Origin of the sequence: Acinetobacter sp. NBRC 110496 (assembly GCF_000876115.1) — a bacterium.
Taxonomy (GTDB): Bacteria; Pseudomonadota; Gammaproteobacteria; order Pseudomonadales; family Moraxellaceae; genus Acinetobacter.
The window spans coordinates 22,454-44,845 of sequence record NZ_BBTF01000025.1 but is presented as its reverse complement, the minus strand read 5'-3'; the positions used below and the strand labels follow the sequence as shown (position 1 = coordinate 44,845).

The following is a 22,392-nucleotide window of genomic DNA, read 5'->3' as shown; positions in this document are numbered from 1 at the left end:
GCCAATAAAAAAGCGATGATTATGAATAATCATCGCTTTTTTATTTAGATTGAGAATATGTAAAACAGATGCCTAAGCTAATTAAGCATCAATATCCGCATTCAGGGCATTCTCTTCAATAAAGGCACGACGTGGTTCAACATCATCCCCCATCAAGCATGAGAACATACGATCTGCTTCAATCGCATCATCAATGGTTACTTGCAACATATTACGATTTTCAGGATCCATGGTGGTTTCCCAAAGCTGCTCAGCATTCATCTCGCCCAAGCCTTTATAGCGTTGGATCATCATGCCACGACGCGAGTCTTGTAAAATATGCTGCCATACCTGATGGAAATTGCTGACCTGAATACGACGATCACCTTTTTGAAGATAAGCACCCTCTTCCAACAATTTAAACCAGCTTTTCGAGTTTTTCAGTAAACGCGCATATTCAGCAGAATTTAACAGACCAGCATCCAATAAATACGAATGCGGCAAATTATGTACATATACGGTGACACGCGGCCAGTAGTGTGCAGATTTTTCACCTTGTGCATTTTCACGCTCAAACGCTTCCAAGGTGATTTCTGGACGCAAGCTTGGTTGTAATTTTTCAATTGCAACACGTAACTGCTCTGCCCATGTTTCCACATAGTCACGTTCGTGGTTATGATCCGCTTTGAATGCATCTACTTCAAGTAAACCATCCAACAAACTTGCAGGATAACGTTGAGTTAAGCGCTGTAAGCTCTTTTGTGACACTTGATAATCAGCAATCACTCTTGATAATGCTTCACCAGTAATCGCTGGCGCTTCAGCACTGATATGCAATGAAAGCTCATCAATGGCATTGGAAATCAGGAAGGTTTCCAGTGCTTCGTTATCTTTGATGTACTGTTCATGCTTGCCTTTCTTCAACTTATACAATGGTGGTTGCGCGATATAGATATAACCACGCTCAACCAATTCCGGCATTTGACGGAAGAAGAAAGTCAATAACAAGGTACGGATATGTGAACCATCTACGTCCGCATCGGTCATGATGATGATTTTGTGATAACGCAATTTGTCTGGATTATATTCTTCGCGTCCAATACCACAGCCCAAAGCAGTGATTAGCGTGCCAACTTCTTGGCTTGAAATCATCTTGTCAAAGCGCGCACGTTCAACGTTCAGGATTTTACCTTTCAACGGTAAAATGGCCTGCATTTTACGGTTACGCCCTTGCTTGGCACTACCACCCGCAGAGTCACCCTCGACCAGATAAAGTTCCGACAATGCTGGATCTTTTTCCTGACAGTCTGCCAATTTACCTGGTAAACCAGCAATGTCCAAAGCACTCTTACGGCGGGTCATTTCACGTGCTTTACGTGCTGCATCACGCGCACGTGCGGCATCAATAATTTTGCCTGCAATCGATTTCGCTGCCTGCGGGTTTTCAAGCAAATAAGCTGAAAACTCTTTATTCATCGCCTGCTCGACTGCAGGTTTGACTTCACTCGACACCAACTTTTCTTTGGTTTGCGAAGAGAATTTTGGATCAGGCACTTTCACTGAAATAATGGCGGTTAAACCTTCACGTGCATCATCGCCCGTTACCGCCACTTTTTCTTTTTTCAGTAGACTTTCATTTTCCATGTAGCTGTTTAAGCCACGTGTTAATGCTGCACGGAAGCCTGCAAGGTGTGTACCACCATCTTTTTGTGGAATGTTGTTGGTAAAGCAACGAACATTCTCTTGATAGCTATCATTCCACTGCAATGCCACTTCTACCCCGATGCCGTTATCCGCATCCATGGTGAAGTGAAAGATTTCATTCAGATGAGTTTTACCTTCGTTAATATATTTAACGAACTCAGATAAACCACCTTCATAATCATAAACATGCTCAAGGTTAACGCGCTCGTCACGCAAGACGATACGAACCCCTGCGTTCAGGAAAGACAACTCTCGTAAACGACGTGCCAAAATATCCACACTGAAAATGGTTTGGCTAAACGTGAGTTCACTTGGCCAGAAACGAACAGTGGTCCCCGATGTATCGGTTTCACCGACAACTTTTAACGGATATTGCGGATCACCATGTGCATATTCTTGCTCATGAACCTGACCTGCACGATGAATGGTCAAATGCAATTTTTTAGATAAAGCATTAACAACCGAAACACCAACACCGTGTAAACCGCCCGACACTTTATAACTGTTGTCATCGAACTTACCACCTGCATGCAGAATGGTCAGAATCACCTCTGCCGCAGACACCCCTTCCTCAGGGTGAATATCGGTTGGAATACCGCGACCATTGTCCGATACACTGACCGATTCATCTTCATGAATGGTAACAAGGATCTCGTCACAGTGACCTGCGAGTGCTTCATCGATGGCATTATCCACCACCTCAAACACCATATGGTGCAAACCTGTACCGTCATCGGTGTCACCGATATACATGCCAGGACGTTTACGAACCGCGTCTAATCCACGTAATACTTTAATACTAGAGGAATCATAAGCCTTTTCATTTGTTTGTTCTGTTTGAGAGACTGATTGAGACTCTGAACTCATGGTTACTCCCTAGTAAATATCTAATCTATCCAAAGATGAGGAAATAAAATTATGGCGCAGCAACACTGACTTGGCCTTGGACAACGTGAAACAATTGAAAGGAAATCGACAAATCATGTAAGTGTTTTAATACCGACGCATGGTCTAAGGTGGTCATAAAAACCTGACTTCCTAACTGACTCAATCGCTCAATTAAACGTTGTTGTGCAGCCAAATCTAACTCTGCTGTCAGATCATCTAATAATACCACAGTTTCCTTATTACTCGCATGCAGCATTGCAATTTGTGACAGTTTTAATGCCATGATTAACAACTTTTTTTGGCCCCGAGAAAGTACATCATCGGCATTGCCAAACGGTGTTTTTAGACGTAAATCTGCCCGATGCGGACCATACTCTGTATAACGTCGATCACAGTCTTTTTGATGCTGCTGAACCAAGTCCTGCAGCAACCCCTGTTCAGTATGAAAGCCGGCGTTGTATTCCAACTCGATCTCAATATTGGGCAGGAGTTGTTGTAAATCTTCTTTAAAGAACTGATTCCACTGTTCGACGATGGCCACCCGTTGCGAGTGCAAAATTTCACCATAATCACTAAGCATTTTGTTCCACGGCTCTAGATCAGCCAGACTTGGATAACGCCGTGTTTTTAGCAAACTATTGCGCTGCTTTAAGGCACGTGAATAGTACTGCCAAGCAAAATAAAACTCAGGTTCCACGTGGAACATCAACCAATCCAGTAATTGCCGTCTAGGTTTCGCCCCATGATCGATAATATCGGTACTTTGCGGGTCAATATGCTGTAAGGGCAATAATTTTGCCAACTGCCCCTGGGTGGCAATAGTATCGCCATTGACCTTGATCAGTTGCTCACCCGAAGCCAGCTTTTGCATGCCAATACGCTCACTGGCCGATTGCGCAAACACAATCGCATCCCCAGCCTCATACTGGATGTAATGTTTAGGAATATGCGTACGAAATGAACGCCCAGTGGCCAATAAATGGATGGATTCTAGAATTGAGGTTTTTCCAGAGCCATTGGCTCCGTAAAAAATATTAAACGGTTGCAACTCATGGAGTGCAACCGCCTTTAAATTACGTACACGTTCGATATTTAAACGCGTGATTTGCATACTTAAAAACTCAAATCATCAATCCCAATTAAACACGCATCGGCATCACGACATAAGTTTGATCTGGATGTGCTGGATCTTGCACCAATACCGATTGATTGGCTTCAGTCATGCTCATTTTTACATCATCACCATCCAGTACACTCAATACATCGAGAATATATTGTGCATTGAATGACATTTCCAGTGGTGCATCTTGATATTGAATTGCCAAATCTTCAACCGCTTCATCTTGTTCAGGGTTGTTGGCACGCAATTGCAATGAATCCTGGTTAAAATTCAAGAATACACCACGTAATTTTTCATTACTCAAGATCGCAACACGTTGTAGTGACTGTTTAAACACGTCATGCGCAATAAAGACATGTTTATCCCCCCCTTTCGGGATCACACGGCGATAATCCGGGAATTTACCATCAATCAATTTAGTCGTGAAACGAACCGTAATCTCCCCTTGCTCTTTATCACGGCTTGGGGTGTTAATGGTCACATTTAATAATTCACGGCCAATCAGCAAGGTCAGTTGTTCATCTTCAATACTCAGTAAGCGCTGCAATTCACCCACGGCTTTACGTGGCACAATCGCTTGAATCGGTGCCGATGCATTTGATGAAGCCAACACTTCACATAAAGCGAGACGGTGCCCATCCGTTGTTACGGTACGCAATTGATTTTGATCAATTTCTAGCAAGGTGCCTGTCAGGTAAAAACGGACATCCTGAACCGCCATCGCAAAGGCTGTTTTCTCAAATAAACGCTTTAACTCACGTTGCGTCACCTGTACTTGCGTACCTTGGCTATTTTCAGTGGTAAGTAATGGATAATCTTCTGCTGGAAGCGTCCCCAATACAAAGCGGCTGTTCCCCGATTTTAAAATACAACGCTGATCTTCTGTAATTTGTAAGTCAATCAAGGCTGCTGTCGGAAGAGATTTACAAATTTCGACCAGTTTACGTGCAGGAACTGTGGTTTCCCCCGCTTCCAAACAAGCACCTTCAGCTAACGTGGTACTTGCAACCAATTCGACTTCTAAATCAGAACCTGTAATGGTTAAAGCCTGTTGCGTGGTTTGAATTTTGACATTTGAAAGAATATTCAAGGTATGACGGCGCTCTACAGCCCCCACCACATGGGATAAAACATTGACTAAACTTTCTTTAGCGATTTTCAAACGCACGATTTTATTCCTCTTACAACAGAAGCCGATATGAATGTTAGCAGTGTACTATGCTGCACTTAAAAGCAGTTTGCAACTCTGAAAAATAGATTAACTTTGTAACAGACGAAGTAAGTTTTTATAGTCTTCATTAAAAATAGGGTCTTCTTCCCGCAAACTGACTACTTTTTCACAAGCATGCATCACGGTACTATGGTCTCGACCACCAAACGCCATCCCAATTTCAGGAAAGCTATCCCCTGTTAATTCACGCGCCAGCCCCATCGCGAGCTGACGTGGACGTGCATAAATACGAGTACGTTTTGGTCCAATCAATTCTTTTAGTGGAATACGAAAATATTCACTCACCACCCGCTGGATATTTTCTACACTAATGGTACGTGCACGAATCGCCAGAACGTCTTTCAAAGACTCACGCACCACATCCAAATCAATGACTGTGCCTTTGAAACGTGAAATCGCTACAACTTTATTCAACGCCCCTTCAAGTTCGCGTACGTTTGCAACGACTTGTTGAGCAATAAATAAAGCGCAGTTTCGCGGTAAATCTACACCACTATTTTCTGCTTTTTTCAGCAAAATTTCGATACGGGTTTCAATATCAGGTGGCTCAACGCCGACCGATAAGCCCCATGAAAAACGAGAGACTAAACGTGGATCGAGTTCGGTGAGTTCTTTTGGATAACGATCCGACGTTAAGATAATTTGCTTAGATTCATCTAGTAAAGCATTGAAAGTATAGAAAAATTCAACAAGACTTGCTTCTTTTCCCGCCAGCAAGTGAATATCATCGACCAAGAGCAAATCTAAAGAACGACAATTTTTCTTAAATTCTTCAACCTTACCTTTTTGTAAAGAACTGACAAAGTCCTGCACAAAACTTTCAGAGGTCATATACATCACACGCGCATTCGGTTTGGCTTGCAACAAAGCATTGCCTACCGCTTGCATTAAGTGTGTTTTACCCAAACCTGTTGGACCATATAGAAATAAAGGATTGTGCTGAGATGCCCCCAATTGGGTTAAGACTTTACGACACGTTTCAGCGGCCATTTGGTTGGAACGGCCTTCAACAAATAAAGAGAAGGTAAATAGCGGATTGAGTTGTCTTTTCTTTGGTATTTTTGTGACATTTTGACTGGGGTGTACCAAATCGGATTCTTTTTTCACCTTTACTGGCGCAGCAACAGGCGTGCTCAGCGCAGCTGTTGTGGTCGCTGGTTGCTCATTAGAAGACAAAATTGTCCCCGGGCGTGAATCCACCAGAATTTCAACCTGACGAACTCGGCCTTCAGAGAGTTGTTCAGCAAGAATAGCAATCAGTTCTAAATGGTTATCTTGAATATAGCGTGTCCAATAAGGGTTTGGTGCGTATAAACGCATCACACCATCAACCTCTTCGGCAACTAAAGGACGAATCCACATCGCAAAGACGTTATCAGAGAGCTCTTGTCGCAAGCGAGTTAAGCAGTCTGTCCAGAGCATGTGCATCCCCTATTCCATCCATTTTTAAATTCAAAAAATAAAAATCACCACACCCATCTTTCGAAGGGGTCGCCATTCTAACTAAGTTATCCACATCTGTCAGGCAAATTTATGAGACTTTTGCTGAAAAAGAAAGCATTCGTTTATAAATTCAAATTTAAAACCACTTGTGTATAACTTTTTGCACAAGCTGTGGATAGTTTCAACCCTAAAGTTATCCACAATTTATAAAATTGATAAAAACATGGTTATCCACACCATAACTATATGTTTATTTATAAAAAAACATCACTTTCCACAGAATAAATCCACACTAATAAGAATAAATTTAAATTTTAAAATTTGAATTTACTTATAGGGTTTAAGCAAATTGTGGATAACTGAGCATATCGAAATTTAAATTCAAAATCCAAGAATTAAATTTAAATTAGAAGTTGGATTGTTGATAAGCTTGTCTGTAAGTTGTGAATATAGCTGAATGTTGATATAATATAAATAGATAGCTTGTGTATATTTTTTGTTTTCGATTAAACAGAATATTTAAGTGCAGTTTTATTGCTTCAAAACAGAACAAACAAAATGTATATTTTTTGATTTTCCATTGACAGCGTAAACATTGCACAATAAAATCGCGGACCTTTATAGAAAGATCATTTTGGGAGTTTCGATATGAAACGTACTTTCCAACCATCTGAATTAAAGCGTAAACGCGTTCATGGTTTCCGCGCTCGTATGGCTACTAAAGCAGGTCGTCAAGTTTTAGCTCGTCGTCGTGCAAAAGGTCGTCATAGCTTAACTGTTTAATACTGTTAAGCTGACCAGATTTGGGTGATGACACTTTACAGTTTCGGCACAGAATCTCGTATTCGTTGTGCCGCTGATTATAAAAGTGTATTTGATGGTGCGCTTTTTAAAGTGCATCAGCCCCATTTCCTTTTTTTAGCAAAATTAACCGAACAGCCTCAAAGCCGTTTGGGTATTGTCGTTGCTAAAAAGAAAGTACGCCGTGCGCATGAACGAAATCGAATCAAGCGTCTTGCTCGGGAGAGTTTCCGTTTACATCAAGCGCAATTTAATGCTGATATCGATATTGTGGTGATGCCTAAAGTAGGTATAGAAGCAATCGCAAATCAAGAATTACATCAACAATTAGATTTTGCTTGGCAAAAATTACAACGTTTAGCAAAGAAGCATTCCAAAGTCGTTGTGACATCCCTCCAGAATTAGAGATCTCCAATGGTACGTTTACTGCATTGGTTGATAAGATGTTACCAAATCGCAATTAGTCCATTATTGGGGCCTCGTTGTCGCTATATTCCTACCTGCTCACAATATGCAATTGAAGCATTGCAAACGCATGGTGCGGTCAAGGGAGTATGGTTATCGACTAAGCGAATTTGCCGTTGTCATCCTTGGGGCGGTTCAGGCTATGATCCAGTTCCTCGCAAAGCACTTCGTTTTATTTCGTTTCATCAAATAGATTCTCAAATGCATCACGTTGCTGTACCCTTTCGTGATCGTTTATTCAAGCAAAATCTCTCTAACCATTTGGGATAATAGATATGCAACAATGGGCCAGATTTGCAATTCTTGGAGCCATGTTTGTTACCGCATATTTGCTTATTTTGGCTTGGCAAAAAGACTATGGTCATGCTGCACCAGCACCGCAACAACAAGCGGCGGTTGTCACTGCACATGATGTATCTGCAGATTTGCCAAATGCTCAAAATGCAACAGCGGCTTCAGACGTGCCACAAGCAAATGTGACTGCATCACAAGCTACAGAAACGCCTTCTGTAAGTCAGCAACTGATTTCAGTGCAAACTGATCTTTATCATCTTTGGATTAATCCCAAAGGTGGTGATATCGTTCGTATTGAATTGTTAAGCCATGATGAAAGCAAAGACAGCGATAAACCGTTTGTTATGCTGGAAAGTGATGCGAAACGTACTTACGTCGCTCAATCTGGTTTAATTGGTTTAAATGGACCTGATAGTAGCCGTGGCGGACGCCCAATGTATGATGTTGAAAAAACAGCCTATACATTGGCAGATGCAAAAAGCATCGCATCAAAAGATGGCAAGACACAGCAAGTGTTGACTGTGCCATTGGTATTTAAAACACCTGAAGGTGTGGAAGTGATCAAATCGTTCACCTTCACGCAAGGTGATTACCCAATTACAGTAAAACACCAAGTCATTAACCGTAGTCAGCAAAACTGGCAAGGTCAAATGTTTGGTCAGTTAAAACGTGATAATTCGGATGATCCTGGTAAATCTTCTCAAGGTATTTTCACACTTGGAACTTATCTGGGAGGCGCTTGGGGTACACCAGATGCGCACTATAACAAGTTAAAATTCAGCAATTTTAATGACGAAAAATTAAATGTTGATGCCAAAGGCGGCTGGGTTGCCATGGTTCAGCACTATTTCGTTAGTGCATGGATTCCGGGTAATTTAAAACTTACTCAAGCGGACGGTCAGCCTTATACGGCTAAATTAGAATCGCGTCAGTCTGCGGACCACATGAATATCATGGGTTTTACCTCTCCAGTGATCAATGTACCGGCGGGTACGTCAATGGAAGTGGATGCAAAACTGTATTCTGGTCCTAAAATTCAATCTGAACTCAAAGACTTAGCAGCTGGATTAAACCAAACTGTAGATTACGGTTGGTTATGGCCAATTGCGAAGTTATTGTTCTTAGGTTTGCAATTCTTCCATAATCTAGTGGGGAACTGGGGTTGGTCAATTATTTTATTGACGATCTTGGTAAAAGCCATTTTATGGCCACTTTCTTCAAAAAGTTATCGCTCAATGGCGAAAATGCGTGTGATTGCACCCGAAATGCAACGCATGAAAGAAGAGTTTGGCGAAGACCGTATGCGTTTCTCGCAAGAAATGATGGCGTTGTACAAGCGTGAACAAGTCAATCCATTGTCTGGTTGCTTGCCATTGCTGTTGCAAATGCCGATTTTCTTAGCCTTGTATTGGGTATTGATGGAATCGGTTGAACTCCGTCATGCACCGTGGTTAGGCTGGATTCAAGATTTATCTGCGATGGATCCATGGTTTATCTTGCCGTTGATCATGGGTGTGACCATGTTCGTTCAGCAAATGTTGAACCCACAACCGACTGATCCAATGCAGGCCAAAGTGTTCCGTATCATGCCAATCATGTTTACGGTATTCATGTTGTTCTTCCCTGCCGGTTTGGTGCTTTACTGGATCGTCAACAACAGTATTACTATTTTACAACAATGGTTTATTAACAAAGGTGTCGAAAAAGACCGTCTCAACAAGGTTGAGCCGAGCGCTTAAGTTCGAACTTTTACTGAATAAATCCGCTTAAGATGGTAATCTTAGGCGGATTTTTCTTTGGCTGTATTTAGGGTTTTAATTTCATAACCCTTGCGTTTTTTAGGTGAATTTAACATGCAACATCAAACCACAATTGCTGCGATTGCTACCCCTTTAGGTCGTGGTGGTGTGGGGGTGATTCGACTCTCTGGACCGAAAGCCTATGCCATTGCAGAGCAACTGACCCAGAAACAGCTGCCTGCTGCACGTATGGCGGGCTTCCGCCAGTTTTGTGATGCCGATGGTTCCGTGATGGATGAAGGCATTGTGTTATGTTTCCCGAATCCGCATTCCTTTACAGGTGAAGATGTGGTGGAACTGCAAGGCCATGGTGGCCCAGTCATTCAGAATGCGCTGTTAGCACGGTTACTTGATTTGGGCGCAACTGCGGCAAAGGCCGGTGAGTTTTCCATGCGTGCCTTTGAAAATGGCAAGATGGACTTGGTACAAGCCGAAGCGATTGCCGATTTGATTGACGCCACTTCACAGGCGGCGGCACGTTCCGCGGTACGCTCCTTACAAGGCGCATTTTCAACCAAAATTAATACCGTTTTAGAAAAACTGATTCACTTACGCTTACATGTTGAAGCCGCAATTGATTTTCCAGAAGAAGAAATCGATTTTCTAGCTGATGGCAAGATTTTAGCTTTACTCGATGATGTACAAGACTCGGTTCAAGCGGTACAGCAGTCTGCGCGCCAAGGACAGTTATTACGTGAAGGTTTACAGGTGGTGATTGCGGGTAAGCCAAATGCAGGAAAATCCAGTCTGTTAAACGCATTGGCGGGGCATGAACGTGCCATTGTGACTGATATTGCAGGCACCACCCGTGATGTGCTACATGAAAAGATCAGTCTAAATGGCTTACCGATTACCTTAACCGATACCGCTGGACTACGTGAAACAGGCGATATCGTTGAACAGGAAGGGATTCGTCGTGCCATCAAGGAAATTGAACAGGCCGATTTATTGCTGTTGGTGTATGACTTGAATCAAGGCGATGAACCTTTACAGCTGGCACATGAATATTTTGCTGATCATCTGGAGCCAAAGCGTTTATTGTTGATTGGGAATAAGTGCGATTTAACTGGACAACAGGCGGAAATGACCGATTATCAGGGATTCCGTCATATTAGTGTCTCAGCCAAACAAGAGATGGGGGTTCAGGCGCTCATAGATGCGATTACAGCGCATGCAGGCTTCCAACCCGAGGAAGACACCTTTATCGCCAGAACACGTCATTTAGACGCAATGAAGCGTACTCAGCGCTATTTGTCTGAGGCGCGTGAGCAGTTGGTGGTGTTTAACGCCGGTGAGTTGGTGGCTGAGTCATTACGTTTGGCGCAAAATGCCTTGGGTGAAATCACCGGTGATTTCAGTGCCGATGACTTGCTAGGTAAGATTTTTGGTTCGTTTTGTATTGGGAAATAATCTAGTATTTAAGCCATTTTGAAAATTATAAACTAAGATCAAGGTACTATTTTATAATGAATTAGTACCTTTATTCTGAATTATACTGATAATATCGTTTAGTGTAATTATTATACTTTTATTGCTAGTTTTTCTTATTTCAACACTTCTGATGAGCTAAAAAATGATTGCTTATAAAGTGATTTTTGGGCCAATTACAAAAACAAATCGAGAACAAGCCGAATGGCTGGTTGAAGATTATCTTTCTGTTTTATTACATAATGGGCAAGTGTGTGGTGAGTACTATTTAATCGTACATAATGGGCTATTGTGTACCTATATCAATTTGCAAGGTCTTGACGCGAATTTAAAGCAATATCATGACAGCTATGGTATTGAACGGCTGGAACGCATTATTGGATTGTTTGGATGTGAACCATTATGGGAACGAATTGATGATGATGTTCCAGAAAAAAATACCCATTGGCAAAACACAACTTTCCTTTATCTCTTTACCCATATGGATGATTGGCAGTCGCCTATCTGTCGGGGAGATAATGGTCATCCAATTCCAATATTTCTCCTATCTGGAGCGTATCAGCAACGAGAAGAAATCTATTTTTGGCAACAACAATATAAAACGTATGATCAAGCTTGGATATATAGCGGTGCCTTGGAAAAAGTAGCCTACAAACAATTGGCAACTCCAGATAGTGAATTAACAAAAGCAGGTCTAACAATCTGTAAATATATTGAAGAAGTTACAGGCATACCGACCTATTATTATCTTATGCGTTATTGGGGCCGCAGGAAAAATGAATACGCTCGGCTGTGCCCGGCTTGCGGTCAAAAATGGAGTACAGACACAGATGTTGAAGTGAATGTTTTTTATCATTTCCCCTTTAAATGTGATCCATGCCGTTTAGTCTCACATCTTGCTGTCTCTTATGAAGATGAGCGACACGCAGTTATTGGAGAGTGGCGCCCATCTAAATTCTAATGAAAATGTATATAAATAAATGGCTTAGTTCGTGCTGATCTAAGCCATTGTTTATCAATTTTCTTCTTGCTCTTCTTTCGGTTTCTCTTCTGGAACTACATTTAATGCTGTCATCATTGCAGCAGGTGCACCTTCTTGGCGTGAAGCTTTTAGCTTGATCTGTAAACGTAATTCATTGACTGAATCGGCATTGCGTAAGGCTTCATCGTAGCTGATTGCGCCTTCGTTATACAGCTCAAATAAGGCCTGATCGAAGGTTTGCATGCCCAGCTCACGCGATTTACTCATAATCTCTTTCAGTGCGTGGAATTGACCTTTGAGAATGTTGTCTGCAATCAATGGGGTGTTCAGCAAAATTTCAATTGCAGCACGACGGCCCTTACCATCTTGAGTACGGACCAAACGTTGCGAAATAATCCCTTTCATGTTGGATGAAAGATCCATTAGCAACTGATTGCGACGTTCTTCTGGAAAGAAGTTAATAATTCGATCCAAGGCTTGATTGGCATTGTTGGCGTGCAAGGTACCTAAGCAGAGATGCCCTGTTTCAGCAAAGGCAATCGCGTGTTCCATGGTCTCGGTATCACGAATTTCGCCAATCAGAATGACATCGGGTGCCTGACGCAAGGTGTTTTTCAAGGCATGATGCCAGGAATGGCAATCGACCCCGACTTCACGATGGGTGATCATGGATTTTTTATGCTTATGCACATATTCCACCGGATCTTCAACGGTAATGATATGGCCTGCTGAATTTTCATTGCGGTGGTCAATCATGGCAGCCAGAGAGGTTGATTTGCCAGAACCTGTTCCACCCACAACCAAGACCAGACCACGTTTTTCCATAATCACATGTTTCAGTGATTCTGGTAGTTTAAGTTTCTGAAAGTTTGGGATTTCTGAGGTAATGGTCCGGATCACCATACCGATTTGTAGCTGCTGTTTAAACACATTGACGCGGAAACGTGAAACATTTGGGACATTGATTGCAAAGTTGCATTCCCATTCGGTTTCAAATTCTTGGCGTTGTTTTTCATTCATCAAACTATAGGCAAATAGCTTGGTCTTATCTGCTGTGAGTGCTTGTTGTCCTAAGGGACGCATTAAGCCTTGCAGTTTAATGCTGGGCGGAAAATCGGCAGTGATAAATAAGTCTGACCCCTCATACTCTACAACTTTGCTGAGCATGTGAAACATAAAGGTTTTGGCTTCTTCTAATAGTTCCGCGTTATACATTGATCTACCTAAATTTAAAATGAAACGAAGTCCATTTTTGTAATACGTTGATACTTTCCCTGTAAGGGAAACATATTTTTGTTTCTTGAAAATGAATGCTGATAGGGAGATGAATTTTACTCAATTTAAATAAAGTTTGTCCCTTCATTCTCACCGTATTGGGATACAGCGTAAATTATTCCAAAAAGCTTGGCTGATATCTAGCTAATTTTTAAAATTATTTAATATTTATCAATGTGATGAGCTTAATTTTTTGGTTTTTATTAAAGGGCGGAACTGCGTGATGCATGCTCACCCATTGGGAGAATCTAAGCGAATGTTCCACGTGAAACATCGCGAGAATTGGTTGGGTTTTGGTTGTTGCTCAGTAAGCTGCTCTGTCGGTGTCAGCCAGACTGATTACAATAGCCGTTGATTTTTGAGTTGAGTGTTCATGATGTTAAAAAAAATTGGGATGTTCTCGTTGCTGAGTTGTATTTCTGCCATCAGTTTAGCCAATGTCGATAGCTTAAAAAGCAATTTAAATAAGCAGTATCCCAATATTCAGGTAACCAATATTCAGCCTACTGAAATGACGGGTTTATACAGCGCCAGTTTGGATAATCAGATCATTTACCTGGATGAAAGCGCGCAGCATATGTTTGTTGGCTCAATGGTTCGTTTAAAGGATCAAAAGAACCTCACTAAGGATTTAGTTATCCAGCAAAACTCGGTGGACTGGAAACAACTGCCTTTTAAGGATGCGATTAAAACGGTTAAAGGCAATGGTAAGCGTGAATTGGCGGTGTTTTCCGACCCCAACTGTTCTTATTGCAAAAAATTAGAAGCAGAACTGGATAAACTGACCGATGTGACGATTTATACCTTTATCTATGCATTAAAACCACAATCCATCGCAGTTTCAAAATCGGTATGGTGTGATGCTAATCAGGCCTATGCATGGAAAAACTTGTTGCAAAAGAATGTGCAACCCAAGGAAAAAAGCTGTGCCAATCCGATTGAACGCAACCTCGAACTGGGACGTAAACTGGGCGTAGATGGAACACCAACGTTGATCTTTGGTAATGGTCTGAAAATGGTCGGTGGACGTAGTGCTGAAGAAATCCAGATGATCTGGAAAGAGTTAGGACTATAACCCATAAAAAAAGCCCAATTCCTGCTAATCAGTGAATTGGGCTTTTTTTGTCTGTAACTTAGCTTTTTTTGGTGACCAGATTATAGATAAATAGAATAATGATGGCACCGACAACGGAAGCAATAAAACCTGCCGCCGAGTTTTCAGCATATAAGCCAAGTAAACGACCGCCATAGGTGGCAAGTAATGAACCTGCAATACCTAATAGGGTTGTTACAATAAAGCCTGCTTTGTCATCTCCAGGATGGATCGCACGAGCAATTAAACCAGCAAAAAAACCAACTACGATTGCCACAATTAGAGACCACATTGTCTTTTCTCCTTGTTTTAACAACGGTATTTCTTATTATCCTGCTTGATTGGGAGGTGCTTTGTCTGTAGTGGATTACTGAGTTATGTCGTATTTTTGTGCACGGTTTATCAGTTTTTAGTGATTGAAGATCAATAAAAAAGCTGCTGATTTGCACCTGCGTTCAAAGCTTACGCTGCGTTGTTCACAGCGTAAGCTGAAGCTTATCATTGAGGCCATTTCTGTGTGTGAAATGCCAATACACGCAATGGTTTAAAGGCCGATTTCACCGATGAATGGTAAATGGCGATATTTCTGATCAAAGTCGAGTCCATAACCGACGATAAAGCGGTCTTCGACTTCAAAACCGAGGAATTTAACATCCAAAGGAATTTCACGGCGTGAGGGTTTACTGACCAAAGTACAGAGTTCAATTGAATTGGGATTACGGGTTTTAAGCATTTCAACTACTTTGCTTAAGGTATTTCCAGAGTCAATAATATCTTCAACCACGAGTACATCTTTACCGTGAATTTCACCATCCAAGTCTTTTAGGATTTTGACATCACGTGATGAAACAGTACCACCAGCATAACTAGAGACTGTCATAAAATCGAGTTCGTGTGGTTTTTCAATTGAGCGGCATAGGTCTGCCATAAAAATGACTGAACCACGTAATAGGCCGATCAGTACCAGTTCTTTATCACTTTGAGCATAGTGTGCATTGATCTTTTCACCCAGTTCTTTGACTTTGGCTTGAATCTCTTCACTTGAAATCATAATGCGCATTGCAATGGTCATCGGTAGATTCCTAAAACTTAAAAACGGGAAAATAAAAAAGGTGTTGACCTGCAACACCTCGAAATCTTGAGCTAATGTGCCAATTTTAAAACAAAATCACCGTTCATGCACCTTTTGATGATGAAGAATATGTTTCATTTTGAGCAGATGCACGGTCACGTTTTAATAGAACCGCACATCCAATGGCCAATATGACCCACCCAAGTCTTTGTTTATTTGAACGTTTAGCTTTGGCTATAGGCTTTTTGTCCATAGATATAGGTTGCCTCAATATTTCGGTCATCGCCCATGGTGAATAAGGCAAATAAACTGTCATCAACCGATTTTGAACGTGATTGACGTAATTGTTGTAACGCGGTTGCTTTGAGATTGAGCACCACGAAATCGGCCTCTTTACCGATATTGAAGTTACCGAGTTTGTCGTCCAAATCGAGGGCTTTTGCACCGCCTAAAGTTGAATGATATAGCGACTCAAAGGCAGACAGTTTATCGCCTTGCAGCTGCTGTACCTTGTAGGCTTCATTGACTGTTTGCAATAAGCTAAATGAGGTCCCTGCCCCAACGTCGGTACCAAGCCCCACTTTCACTTGTTGTTGCCAGGTCTTGTTCAATGGAAATAAACCGCTGCCCAAGAACAGGTTTGAGGTTGGACAGAAGGCAATTGCAGAGTCAGTTTCATGCATACATTTCCATTCAGCATCTTCTAAATGCACACAGTGCGCGAATACCGAGCGTTGACCGGTTAGACCATAATGATGATAGACATCGAGATAGCCTTTTTGCTCAGGGAACAAATCTTTCACCCATGCGATTTCATCTTTGTTTTCGCTTAAATGGGTATGCACATAGACGTCAGGGAATTGGGCTTTGAGCTGGCCTGCTTTTTCGAGTTGTTCAGGCGTCGAGGTAGGCGCAAAGCGTGGTGTAATCGCATAGAGTGCGCGGCCCTGACCATGCCACTTTTCGATTAATGCCTTAGAATCGTTATAGGCGCTGTCTGCGGTGTCACACAGTGCTTCTGGTGCATGACGATCCATCATGACTTTGCCTGCGATTAAACGCATCTGGTGCTGTTGTGCAGCTTCAAATAAGGCATCGACCGATTCAGGATGTACCGTACAGAATACTAATGCTGTCGTGGTGCCATTTTTAAGCAGTTCATTGACAAAGAATTGTGCGATTTCTTGTGCGTAAGCTTTGTCTTTAAACTGGATTTCGGTTGGGAAGGTATAGGTATTCAACCAGCTGAGTAATTGTTCGCCGTAGGCACCGACCATTTCAGTTTGTGGGAAATGGATATGGGTATCGATCATCCCAGGAATGATTAATTGTTCTGGATAGTGCTGAATCTCAACGTTTGCAGGAAGATGGTCTTGAGCGTCGTTCCACGTGCCAAACCAGCGAATTTTGCCCTGTTCAGTGATTATTACACCATCTTCGATATAACGAACTTGATCGGCAATTTCAGCCGCTTGAGAAACGGTTTTTTGAATATCTAAGAAGCGACCACGAATTACCGTGATTGGAGTAGCCAAAGTCATAACAACCTACAATTTTACTTTTTTCGGTTGATTGTACCTGATTTTGCCAAAGTTACTGGATTATTCGTCTAATGAGCACGTTTAAAAGGTATATAAATGTGACTCATGATTTGAATCGATTGAGCTCGGGAACAGAGAAAGGTTTGCCTTATCCGCAGCAGAGATAGAACAAAGCAATTGCAGTCCGCTTAAATCGCTCAGGAGAACTGGAACTGATTGCACCCTTTGGTCTGGATTTATTTGAACTCAGATTGCGTAGGAACCCTGCATTGGTCTGCTAGGACACATTTAAACAACAGATTGAATCCAAACAGTGGTTACAGCAATGGCCTCAATTACAATGAGTTGATGATGCCCAAATAAAAAAAGGCCTTCATTGAAGACCCTTTTGATCGGCTTCGCGATTATTGCGCTTGGCGTTGGTTATGACGTAACGAGAGATACGCGGTGATGCTCAAGACCAGTACGATAAAGCCTAATGAGATCCAGATTGGCATGTGGAATACATCGAGCAATAACATTTTTGCACCAATAAACAATAAGATGATGCCCAAGCCATACGGTAGATAATGCATTTTGCTTGCAGCACCTGCCAATAAGAAGAACATCGCACGTAAGCCCAAAATCGCCATTAAGTTTGCGGTTAACACAATGAACGGATCACTGGTCACGGCGAAAATCGCAGGAATAGAATCCACCGCAAAAATCACATCAGATGCTTCTACTAAGATTAACACCAAGAATAAAGGCGTTGCCCATAACACACCGTTCTGGCGAACGAAGAACTTATTGCCCTCTAACTGTGGGGTAATCCGCATGTGTTTGCGTAACCATTTCAGTAGCTTGATATCTTCAATATTGGTTTCTTCTTCATCCTGCCCTTTTAGGAACTTAAAGCCGGTGTAGACCAGGAACGCACCGAAGATATACAGCACCCAAGAGAACTCTTGTACAAACCAAGCACCAATAAAGATAAAGATGGTTCTTAAAATGATTGCACCAAGTACGCCGTAAAGCAGGATTTTACGCTGGAATGCAGGAGGAATCGCAAAAGCTGCAAAAATCATCAGCCAGACAAAGACGTTGTCAATTGCCAGCGACTTTTCCAGTAAATAACCTGCAAAGTATTCCATGGTTTTTTGGTTGGCGATGGTTGCACCTACGGTTTGTTGTAAGTACAGCCACAAACCACCACCAAAGATCATGGCAACGGTGACCCAGGCAATACTCCAGTAAGCCGCTTGCCTGATGGGAACATCTTGGTTTTGTTTTTGTTTAAAGCCTAAAAAGTCGACCAGTAGCATGATGGTCACGATTGCGAAGAAAGCAACGTATAGCCATAAATTACCGATAGTTTCCATCACAACTCCCTATCTGGCAAATGGACATAAAAAAACCTTGACCAGTTGCCAGATGAATTAAATAAAACATCTGTTTCAACATGATCAAGGTCTTGCCTACATCACGATAACTTGTGATGCTCAGAGTCCGACTTTTTGCAAAGTGTAATGACGATACTCTGACACCTAAATCGTTAAAAGCCACGATCTAGGCTTGGAGGAGGCTACTCCCCTTGTCAAATTCTGTTATGGATGATGACATCCAAAGTTAGGCATAGAATTACATAAATAATCGATTTAAGCAAACCTTCAATGCATAAATTTTAAGCATTTTTATACGCTAGCCAATAGGTAAATTAATACAGATGAATTAAGTTAGAACTAAAGGCTGAATATTGTTCTGAGAAGAAGAGATGAGTACCGAAAAAAATCAAAACAAAACACGAAAATTATTTACTCCCCGTGACCCTGATGAAGCCCATCGTGCAGCGACGCCATTAGAACTTTTATTTGACCTGATTTTTGTAGTCGCGATTGCAACCGCGGGACAACAGCTCCATCACGCGATCATTGAAGGTCATTTATGGCACGCGTTACCGACCTATTGTATGGTGTTTTTTGCCCTGTGGTGGGCATGGATGAATTTCACCTGGTTTGCCTCTGCCTATGACAATGATGACACGCTGTACCGTTGTTTGACCTTTGTACAGATTGTCGGATCCTTGGTGATGGCGGCAGGTATTCCCGCGGTTTTTTAACAGCACAATTTTGATGTGATTATCATTGGCTACGTGATTATGCGTTTGGCCTTGGTGACACAATGGATCCGTGTGGCAAAACATGATCCTGAACGAAGGGTAACCGCCTATCGCTATGCCGTTGGTATCGTCTTGGTGCAGTTGGGATGGTTGATTGGCAATTTCAGTGCCATTCATATGACGCCTGTGTTATTCCTGATTTTGGTATTGGCTGAATTAGCTGTACCGCTGTATGCAGAAAAGTATGCGGTAACGCCTTGGCACCCACATCATATTGTTGAGCGTTATGCATTACTCACCATCATCGTGTTGGGAGAGTCGATTATTGGGAGTTTTGCTGCTACTCAGGAAGCCTTTGCCAATCATGACGTGAACTTCAAAGAAATCTTTTTAGTGATTGGTGGCTTATTGATGATGTTTGCCATGTGGTGGGTCTACTTTGATCGCAGTCATCATCACCATCAACGTCATGGGGTGCAGCCTTTTTTATGGGGGTACGGCCATTTTTTTATCTTTATCAGTATTGCGGTCTTAGGTGCAGCTTTAGCCGCCGCGGTCGATATTTCAACACATCATGCTCACATTTCTAGTCAAATGATGGGATGGATGATTGCGATCTGCTTGGTGGTTTATAACACCTATATTTGGCTATTTTATGAGACATCCTATTTGTCGGGATGGGGACGGTGGCTCTATCCAATGACGATTTTGATCCTTTTCTCGATTCCCTTTTTCTTTGCCGATATTGGCTATATGATTTTTGCGATGGCGGTGGTTTATATCCTCCGTCTCATGCTTTCCAAAGCGTACTTGATCAATTGCCATGATCAGCAACAGCTGGCATCAAACAAATAATCAAAGCTCTCAATATGGAGATGAGCAGACAGGCGAATGCGCAATGCATTCGCCTGTTCTAATTAAAAATTTTCAAAATTTCTGTGCGTAAAAATTGGTGGCGTGGGTTATGTGTGACGTGTTCATGCCAATACATGCCCATGTTGATTTTAGGCAATTCAATCGGCAGCGCATGAATCTTTAAATGCTTCGCATAATGCAGATTTTTCAGAATACTTTGTGGAATCGTTAACACTGCATCGGGGTATTGAGCCAAAACTTGTAGTGCGGTTGAATAATGTTGGCAACGTAGGAAAATTTGCCGAGACAGTTGTTGCCGATTCAGATAAATATCTTCCAGCAACAAGCCCGTGCGTCGTGATGACACACCAATATGCGGTGAGGATAAATACTGAGATAAACTCATCTCAGGTTGTTGGGTACACACCACAAAATGGTCGTCAATTAGATTTTCAAACTGCAGATGTGCCTGCTGGGGTTGTACCAGATCAATCACAAAATCGATTTGTTGTGCTGAGAGATCGGCCAGCATATTTTTACGATCCAGCTTGGAACTCAAGAACTGAATGTCTAGATTCAAGTGGGCAAAATGATGCACCAATTGTGGAAAAATAATCGGTTCGATTTCATCATGAATGGCAATTTTTAGGCTGTGCAACATACTCGGCACAAAATCATGCTGCGGCACGGCAATCTGCTGAATGCTCAGCAATGCGCTCTGAATCGGCTGATAAATTTGCTCGGCATAAGGCGTTGGCAGCATTTTTTGCCCGCTGCGAACAAATAACTCGTCTCCAAGTTGTGTGCGCAAACGCTGCAAGGCATGACTGACCGCAGATTGGCTGATACACAACAATTGTGCAGCCTTGGAAATGCTCTTTTGCTCAAAAATCGCAATAAACAGCGGATATAAATTGATATCAATACGATGAAAGTGAGCCACTTCCAGTGGGCTGGTATTATGAATCTGATTCATAGTTTTGCATAAAATAAAATCATTTCATTCATAATAAATTTTCGCTTATGGTGATGTAAAGCAGCGAATCAATATTCGCCATATTTTAGATTGAGGGAAATGATGATGTTTGCATTATCTGAACGCGCACAGGATTTTATTGTACGAACGCAAGCCTTTATTCAACAAGAAATAGAACCGATTGAAAAAGCCTTCTGGGATGACGTCCATCATCTCAATGTCGATGGCGACTGGACCCAATGGCAATGGCCTGCCCAACTGGAACAATTAAAAACTAAGGCCAAAGCAGCGGGCTTATGGAACATGTTTTTGCCTGATGCAGAACTGGGTGCAGGTCTGTCGGTACAGGAATATGCGCATATTGCGGAACTGACAGGACGCAGTCTGCTCGCCCCAACGGTTTTTAACTGTAATGCGCCGGATAGTGGCAATATGGAAGTGTTATGGCGCTATGGCAGTGAGCAGCAAAAACAACAATGGTTGCAACCCTTACTCGCGGGCGAAATTCGTTCAGTGTTCTGCATGACTGAACCCGCAGTGGCCTCCAGTGATGCTACCAATATGCAAGCCACAGCGGTGATTGAGGGCGATGAGATCGTCTTGAATGGACGCAAATGGTGGTCATCGGGTCTTGGAGATCCGAATGCCAAAGTGATTATTTTCATGGCCTATACCCCCGATCCAAGCAAAGACCGTCATCATCAGCATTCGATGGTATTGGTGCCGATCGATACCCAGGGGGTGACGATCGAACGGATGTTGCCAGTCTTTGGTGATTACGATGCACCGCATGGTCATGGGCAAGTGAATTTTGACCATGTACGTGTACCCATCAGCAACTTTATTGGCGGTGCAGGACAAGGATTTGAAATTGCGCAAGGGCGTTTAGGGCCTGGGCGGATTCACCATTGTATGCGTTGTATTGGCGCAGCTGAAAAAGCGTTGCAACTGATGATTGATCGAGGTATGTCGCGTAAAGCCTTTGGCAAAGAAATTCTCAAACTCGGTGGTAATTTAGAGCGTGTTGCAGATGCGCGAGTGCAAATCGATCAAGCGCGTTTATTGACGCTGTACGCTGCTTATAAGATGGATACGTTGGGCAATATGGCGGCATTGACGGAAATCTCTGCGATTAAAGTGGTGGCACCGAGCGTATTGCAACATGTGGTCGATATGGCAATCCAGATTCACGGCGGTGAAGGGGTTTCACGCGATACCCCATTGACGGCATTTTTTAATCAAGCGCGTAGTTTACGTTTGGCCGATGGACCTGATGAAGTCCATAAAGGCATGATTGCCAAACTCGAACTGAAAAAACGTGGCTATGCTCGTTGATAAGGAAAATACA

The 22,392-nt window shown here is 42.3% G+C and carries 18 protein-coding genes and 2 pseudogenes; 10 read left to right on the top strand and 10 right to left on the bottom strand.

Annotated features, from left to right (window positions below; all coding sequences use genetic code 11):
* Positions 1–81: 81 nt before the first annotated feature.
* The 4 genes from gyrB to dnaA form a co-directional block, all read right to left on the bottom strand.
* On the bottom strand, positions 82–2,550 hold the full coding sequence (gene gyrB, locus Aba26S_RS12965; protein WP_016650993.1) for a DNA topoisomerase (ATP-hydrolyzing) subunit B: 2,469 nt from the start codon (positions 2,548–2,550) through the stop codon (positions 82–84).
* 49 nt (positions 2,551–2,599) lie between these two features.
* Entirely contained in the window at positions 2,600–3,682 is a 1,083-nt protein-coding gene (gene recF, locus Aba26S_RS12960) for a DNA replication/repair protein RecF (RefSeq protein ID WP_016650992.1), read from the bottom strand.
* A gap of 28 nt (positions 3,683–3,710) precedes the next feature.
* On the bottom strand, positions 3,711–4,859 hold the full coding sequence (gene dnaN / locus Aba26S_RS12955; protein WP_005244797.1) for a DNA polymerase III subunit beta: 1,149 nt from the start codon (positions 4,857–4,859) through the stop codon (positions 3,711–3,713).
* Positions 4,860–4,949: 90 nt separating this feature from the next.
* Positions 4,950–6,344 (bottom strand): chromosomal replication initiator protein DnaA, encoded by a 1,395-nt coding sequence (gene dnaA / locus Aba26S_RS12950; protein WP_043972526.1) that lies wholly within the window; start codon positions 6,342–6,344, stop codon positions 4,950–4,952.
* Between the two features lie 669 nt (positions 6,345–7,013).
* Between dnaA and rpmH the strand changes: the two genes are divergently transcribed.
* The 6 genes from rpmH (at position 7,014) to Aba26S_RS12920 (ending at position 12,113) form a co-directional block, all read left to right on the top strand.
* A complete protein-coding gene (rpmH, locus tag Aba26S_RS12945; RefSeq protein WP_000831329.1) occupies positions 7,014–7,148 on the top strand; it encodes a 50S ribosomal protein L34 in 135 nt (44 codons plus the stop codon).
* Between the two features lie 27 nt (positions 7,149–7,175).
* On the top strand, positions 7,176–7,571 hold the full coding sequence (gene rnpA, locus Aba26S_RS12940; RefSeq protein WP_005277660.1) for a ribonuclease P protein component: 396 nt from the start codon (positions 7,176–7,178) through the stop codon (positions 7,569–7,571).
* Positions 7,572–7,580: 9 nt separating this feature from the next.
* Positions 7,581–7,901 carry a membrane protein insertion efficiency factor YidD gene (yidD, locus tag Aba26S_RS12935; protein WP_004660550.1) on the top strand — a complete coding sequence of 107 codons (321 nt, stop codon included), beginning with the start codon at positions 7,581–7,583 and terminating at the stop codon, positions 7,899–7,901.
* Positions 7,902–7,906: 5 nt separating this feature from the next.
* Positions 7,907–9,664: a membrane protein insertase YidC gene (yidC, locus tag Aba26S_RS12930; RefSeq protein WP_016650990.1), complete on the top strand. Its 1,758-nt coding sequence runs from the start codon at positions 7,907–7,909 to the stop codon at positions 9,662–9,664.
* A gap of 114 nt (positions 9,665–9,778) precedes the next feature.
* A complete protein-coding gene (mnmE, locus tag Aba26S_RS12925) occupies positions 9,779–11,134 on the top strand; it encodes a tRNA uridine-5-carboxymethylaminomethyl(34) synthesis GTPase MnmE (RefSeq protein ID WP_043972501.1) in 1,356 nt (451 codons plus the stop codon).
* 163 nt (positions 11,135–11,297) lie between these two features.
* Positions 11,298–12,113: a DUF2310 family Zn-ribbon-containing protein gene (locus Aba26S_RS12920; RefSeq protein WP_043972498.1), complete on the top strand. Its 816-nt coding sequence runs from the start codon at positions 11,298–11,300 to the stop codon at positions 12,111–12,113.
* 54 nt (positions 12,114–12,167) lie between these two features.
* Here the strand turns inward: Aba26S_RS12920 and Aba26S_RS12915 are convergent, their stop codons facing one another.
* Positions 12,168–13,349, bottom strand: a complete 1,182-nt coding sequence (locus Aba26S_RS12915) for a PilT/PilU family type 4a pilus ATPase (protein WP_043972496.1) — start codon at positions 13,347–13,349, stop codon at positions 12,168–12,170.
* A 436-nt stretch (positions 13,350–13,785) separates the two neighbouring features.
* On the opposite strand from Aba26S_RS12915, the gene Aba26S_RS12910 reads away from it, so the two are divergent.
* Positions 13,786–14,484: a DsbC family protein gene (locus tag Aba26S_RS12910; RefSeq protein WP_032879533.1), complete on the top strand. Its 699-nt coding sequence runs from the start codon at positions 13,786–13,788 to the stop codon at positions 14,482–14,484.
* A gap of 58 nt (positions 14,485–14,542) precedes the next feature.
* Here the strand turns inward: Aba26S_RS12910 and Aba26S_RS12905 are convergent, their stop codons facing one another.
* From Aba26S_RS12905 to guaD, 3 genes are all read right to left on the bottom strand, one after another.
* Positions 14,543–14,794: a GlsB/YeaQ/YmgE family stress response membrane protein gene (locus tag Aba26S_RS12905; RefSeq protein WP_005244788.1), complete on the bottom strand. Its 252-nt coding sequence runs from the start codon at positions 14,792–14,794 to the stop codon at positions 14,543–14,545.
* 252 nt (positions 14,795–15,046) lie between these two features.
* Positions 15,047–15,574, bottom strand: a complete 528-nt coding sequence (gene hpt, locus Aba26S_RS12900; RefSeq protein ID WP_005244785.1) for a hypoxanthine phosphoribosyltransferase — start codon at positions 15,572–15,574, stop codon at positions 15,047–15,049.
* 224 nt (positions 15,575–15,798) lie between these two features.
* On the bottom strand, positions 15,799–17,115 hold the full coding sequence (gene guaD, locus Aba26S_RS12895) for a guanine deaminase (RefSeq protein WP_043972493.1): 1,317 nt from the start codon (positions 17,113–17,115) through the stop codon (positions 15,799–15,801).
* 173 nt (positions 17,116–17,288) lie between these two features.
* On the opposite strand from guaD, the pseudogene Aba26S_RS12890 reads away from it, so the two are divergent.
* A pseudogene (locus tag Aba26S_RS12890) lies at positions 17,289–17,459 on the top strand (nucleotidyltransferase family protein); the annotation flags it as partial.
* A gap of 60 nt (positions 17,460–17,519) precedes the next feature.
* Here the strand turns inward: Aba26S_RS12890 and Aba26S_RS12885 are convergent.
* Positions 17,520–18,476 (bottom strand): TerC family protein, encoded by a 957-nt coding sequence (locus Aba26S_RS12885; protein WP_043972490.1) that lies wholly within the window; start codon positions 18,474–18,476, stop codon positions 17,520–17,522.
* Positions 18,477–18,868: 392 nt separating this feature from the next.
* Between Aba26S_RS12885 and Aba26S_RS12880 the strand changes: the two are divergent.
* A pseudogene (locus Aba26S_RS12880) lies at positions 18,869–20,068 on the top strand (low temperature requirement protein A).
* 58 nt (positions 20,069–20,126) lie between these two features.
* On the opposite strand, the gene Aba26S_RS12875 reads toward Aba26S_RS12880, so the two are convergent.
* The gene (locus Aba26S_RS12875) at positions 20,127–21,044 is read right to left on the bottom strand and encodes a LysR family transcriptional regulator (RefSeq protein ID WP_043972487.1); all 918 of its coding nucleotides are present in this window, start codon (positions 21,042–21,044) and stop codon (positions 20,127–20,129) included.
* A 105-nt stretch (positions 21,045–21,149) separates the two neighbouring features.
* On the opposite strand from Aba26S_RS12875, the gene Aba26S_RS12870 reads away from it, so the two are divergent.
* Positions 21,150–22,379 carry an acyl-CoA dehydrogenase family protein gene (locus Aba26S_RS12870; RefSeq protein ID WP_043972518.1) on the top strand — a complete coding sequence of 410 codons (1,230 nt, stop codon included), beginning with the start codon at positions 21,150–21,152 and terminating at the stop codon, positions 22,377–22,379.
* Positions 22,380–22,392: the final 13 nt, after the last annotated feature.

What these genes read in the sequence shown, in the direction of transcription:
- gyrB (WP_016650993.1), bottom strand. Translation starts at nt 2,550, where the DNA reads ATGAGTTCAGAGTCTCAATCAGTCTCTCAAACAGAACAAACAAATGAA.
- recF (WP_016650992.1), bottom strand. Translation starts at nt 3,682, where the DNA reads ATGCAAATCACGCGTTTAAATATCGAACGTGTACGTAATTTAAAGGCG.
- dnaA (WP_043972526.1), bottom strand. Translation starts at nt 6,344, where the DNA reads ATGCTCTGGACAGACTGCTTAACTCGCTTGCGACAAGAGCTCTCTGAT.
- rpmH (WP_000831329.1), top strand. Translation starts at nt 7,014, where the DNA reads ATGAAACGTACTTTCCAACCATCTGAATTAAAGCGTAAACGCGTTCAT.
- rnpA (WP_005277660.1), top strand. Translation starts at nt 7,176, where the DNA reads ATGACACTTTACAGTTTCGGCACAGAATCTCGTATTCGTTGTGCCGCT.
- yidD (WP_004660550.1), top strand. Translation starts at nt 7,581, where the DNA reads ATGGTACGTTTACTGCATTGGTTGATAAGATGTTACCAAATCGCAATT.
- yidC (WP_016650990.1), top strand. Translation starts at nt 7,907, where the DNA reads ATGCAACAATGGGCCAGATTTGCAATTCTTGGAGCCATGTTTGTTACC.
- mnmE (WP_043972501.1), top strand. Translation starts at nt 9,779, where the DNA reads ATGCAACATCAAACCACAATTGCTGCGATTGCTACCCCTTTAGGTCGT.
- Aba26S_RS12920 (WP_043972498.1), top strand. Translation starts at nt 11,298, where the DNA reads ATGATTGCTTATAAAGTGATTTTTGGGCCAATTACAAAAACAAATCGA.
- Aba26S_RS12915 (WP_043972496.1), bottom strand. Translation starts at nt 13,349, where the DNA reads ATGTATAACGCGGAACTATTAGAAGAAGCCAAAACCTTTATGTTTCAC.
- Aba26S_RS12910 (WP_032879533.1), top strand. Translation starts at nt 13,786, where the DNA reads ATGTTAAAAAAAATTGGGATGTTCTCGTTGCTGAGTTGTATTTCTGCC.
- Aba26S_RS12905 (WP_005244788.1), bottom strand. Translation starts at nt 14,794, where the DNA reads ATGTGGTCTCTAATTGTGGCAATCGTAGTTGGTTTTTTTGCTGGTTTA.
- hpt (WP_005244785.1), bottom strand. Translation starts at nt 15,574, where the DNA reads ATGACCATTGCAATGCGCATTATGATTTCAAGTGAAGAGATTCAAGCC.
- guaD (WP_043972493.1), bottom strand. Translation starts at nt 17,115, where the DNA reads ATGACTTTGGCTACTCCAATCACGGTAATTCGTGGTCGCTTCTTAGAT.
- Aba26S_RS12885 (WP_043972490.1), bottom strand. Translation starts at nt 18,476, where the DNA reads ATGGAAACTATCGGTAATTTATGGCTATACGTTGCTTTCTTCGCAATC.
- Aba26S_RS12875 (WP_043972487.1), bottom strand. Translation starts at nt 21,044, where the DNA reads ATGAATCAGATTCATAATACCAGCCCACTGGAAGTGGCTCACTTTCAT.
- Aba26S_RS12870 (WP_043972518.1), top strand. Translation starts at nt 21,150, where the DNA reads ATGTTTGCATTATCTGAACGCGCACAGGATTTTATTGTACGAACGCAA.